Annotated in this window: 2 rRNA genes; both read right to left on the bottom strand. The window is 56.9% G+C overall.

Annotated elements, in window-relative coordinates:
• Window positions 1-17: 17 nt before the first annotated feature.
• Window positions 18-129: ribosomal RNA gene (gene rrf / locus PXG97_RS21405) — 5S ribosomal RNA — on the bottom strand.
• 103 nt (window positions 130-232) lie between these two features.
• A 23S ribosomal RNA gene (locus PXG97_RS21410) occupies window positions 233-3,125 on the bottom strand.
• Window positions 3,126-3,233 lie beyond the last annotated feature (108 nt).

Below are 3,233 nucleotides of genomic sequence, written 5' to 3' on the forward strand. Positions count from 1 at the left end.
AGGGGCCCTCTTGTTGGGGTTGGCGGCCACCTACTCTCCCGGGTGTGACCCCAGTACCATCGGCGCTCCCGGGCTTAACTGCTCTGTTCGGAATGGGAAGAGGTGCTCACCGGGGCCATAGCCACCATTATCGTCGATGCGATTGCTGTCCGCATCATGGTATGTTAGACATGAATGTGGGGGAGAGACGAAAGAAAGAGGTGAGAGCGGCGGGCCGGCAAAGCCGTGGCCTTTGAGAACGCTCCCGGGCAATTAGTACCGCTCGGCTTTGCTGTCTCCAGCTTTACACCTGCGGCCTATCGACGTCGTCGTCTTCGACGGCCCTTCCAGGGAGATCTCATCTTGGGGCGGGTTTCGCACTTAGATGCTTTCAGCGCTTATCCCGTCCGAGCGTAGCTACCCTGCGCTGCGGCTGGCGCCACAACAGGTCCACCAGAGGCTCGTCCAACCCGGTCCTCTCGTACTAAGGTCAGGACCCCTCAAATCTCCAACGCCCACAACAGATAGGGACCGAACTGTCTCACGACGTTCTGAACCCAGCTCGCGTGCCACTTTAATCGGCGAACAGCCGAACCCTTGGGACCTTCTCCAGCCCCAGGACGTGACGAGCCGACATCGAGGTGCCAAACCTCCCCGTCGATATGAGCTCTTGGGGGAGATCAGCCTGTTATCCCCAGAGTACCTTTTATCCTTTGAGCGATGGCCCTTCCATGCGGAACCACCGGATCACTATATCCGCCTTTCGGCCCTGCTCGGCTTGTGGGCCTCACAGTCAAGCTCCCTTGTGCTATTGCGCTCTGCGCACGGTTACCAAGCGTGCTGAGGGAACCTTTGAAAGCCTCCGTTACTGTTTTGGAGGCGACCACCCCAGTCAAACTACCCACCAAGCACTGTCCCCCGTCTTACGAGGTTAGGCGCCAAGCAACTCAAGGGCCGTATTTCAAGGAAGAATCCACGACGCCTGGCGACGCCGCTTCGCATTCTCCGGCCTATCCTACACATGAGTTACCCAGCGTCAATGCTAAGCTATAGTAAAGGTTCATGGGGTCTTTCCGTCCCGTTGCGGGTACTCGGCATCTTCACCGAGACTACAATTTCACCGAGCTCACGGCTGAGACAGCGCCCAGATCGTTACACCATTCGTGCAGGTCGGAACTTACCCGACAAGGAATTTCGCTACCTTAGGACCGTTATAGTTACGGCCGCCGTTTACCGGGGCTTCGATTCAGAGCTTCGCCTTGCGGCTAACCCCCCCTCTTAACCTTCCGGCACCGGGCAGGTGTCAGGCCTTATACTTCATCTCTCGATTTCGCAAAGCCATGTGTTTTTGTTAAACAGTCGCCTGGGCCTTTTCACTGCGGCCTCTTGCATTGCTGCAAGGAGGCGCCCCTTCTCCCGAAGTTACAGGGCCATTTTGCCGAGTTCCTTGGCCGTGATTCACTCGAGCACCTTAGGATTCTCTCCTCGACCACCTGTGTCGGTTTGCGGTACGGGCGGCCATGCAGTCAAACACTTAGCGGGTTTTCTCGGGAGCCTGGTTAGGGACACTCGCCGCCCCCGAAGGGTTGGCGTACTTTCCACTTTCAGCTAGCCTGGCGTACTTCACTACCAGGCCACTACCTACGGTGTTAAGCGCACTATTCCGTCAGTGCGCGGTCCTTTCACTTCTCCGTCACCGCATCGCTATGCATGGCCGGTGCTGGAATATTAACCAGCTGTCCATCGACCTGCGCTTTCGCCTCGGCCTTAGGACCCGACTAACCCTGATCCGATTAGCGTTGATCAGGAAACCTTGGTCTTTCGGTGTGCGGGTTTCTCGCCCGCATTATCGTTACTTATGCCTACATTTGCTTTTCCCTGCGCTCCAACGCGCCTCGCCGGCGCGCCTTCGCCGCAGCAGGGAATGCTCCCCTACCAGTGTACAATGTACAATCCGCAGCTTCGGTGCTAGACTTGATGCCCGATTATTATCGATGCCCTGTCGCTCGACCAGTGAGCTGTTACGCACTCTTTAAAGGAATGGCTGCTTCCAAGCCAACCTCCTGGCTGTCTAAGCAACTGGACCCCCTTTGTTCAACTTAGTCTAGACTTTGGGACCTTAGCTGGCGGTCTGGGTTCTTTCCCTCTCGGCCTGGGACCTTAGCACCCCAAGCCTCACTGCCGCGTATGTCAAGTGGCATTCGGAGTTCGTCAGGATTCGGTAGGATGTGACTCCCCCTAGTCCTATCGGTAGCTCTACCTCCACATGACTCCACCGCGACGCTGCCCCTAAAGGCATTTCGGGGAGTACGAGCTATTTCTCAGTTTGATTGGCCTTTCACCCCTACCCACAGGTCATCCAAATGCTTTTCAACGCAAACTGGTTCGGACCTCCAACTGGTTTTACCCAGCCTTCATCCTGCCCATGGGTAGATCACAAAGTTTCGCGTCTACCCCCCCTGACTGCGCGCCCTGTTCAGACTCGCTTTCGCTGCGGCTCCGTGCTTTCAAGCACTTAACCTTGCCAGGGAGGAGTAACTCGTAGGCTCATTATGCAAAAGGCACGCCGTCAGGGCACAAAGCCCCTCCGACCGCTTGTAAGCGCACGGTTTCAGGATCTATTTCACCCCGTTATTCACGGTGCTTTTCACCTTTCCCTCACGGTACTGGTTCACTATCGGTCTCTCAGGAGTATTTAGCCTTAGCGGATGGTGCCGCTGGATTCAGGCGGGATTTCTCCGGTCCCGCCCTACTCAGGATGCCACTAGGGCCAAGCAGCTTACGTGCACGGGACTCTCACCCTCTCCGGTGTGCCTTCCCAGGCACTTGCACTTCAATACTTGGTCCCACCTCGTGGTCCTACAACCCCGGCCGAGCCGTAACTCGACCGGTTTGGGCTAATCCGCGTTCGCTCGCCACTACTTGCGGAATCACTGTTGTTTTCTCTTCCTCCGGGTACTTAGATGTTTCAGTTCCCCGGGTTTGCCCCCCGTAGGGTAGTTGAGCTTCACTCAACTGGGTTGCCCCATTCGGACACCTGCGGATCTAAGGGTATGTGCCCCTCCCCGCAGCTTATCGCAGCTTGTCGCGTCCTTCATCGCCTCTGAGAGCCTAGGCATCCCCCGTGCGCCCTTCTCTGCGTTCTCGGCCGGCCCCACAAGCGTGGGCCGGCCCGCCTCTCTCGCACTAGGGCCCTATCACTAGGGCCTAGTCAATTTCTTTTATCTCTCTCCCATCATGTCAAAGAACGTTTT

The sequence above is a fragment of the Pontibacter litorisediminis genome (assembly GCF_029360645.1).
GTDB classification, from domain to species: Bacteria; Bacteroidota; Bacteroidia; order Cytophagales; family Hymenobacteraceae; genus Pontibacter; species Pontibacter litorisediminis.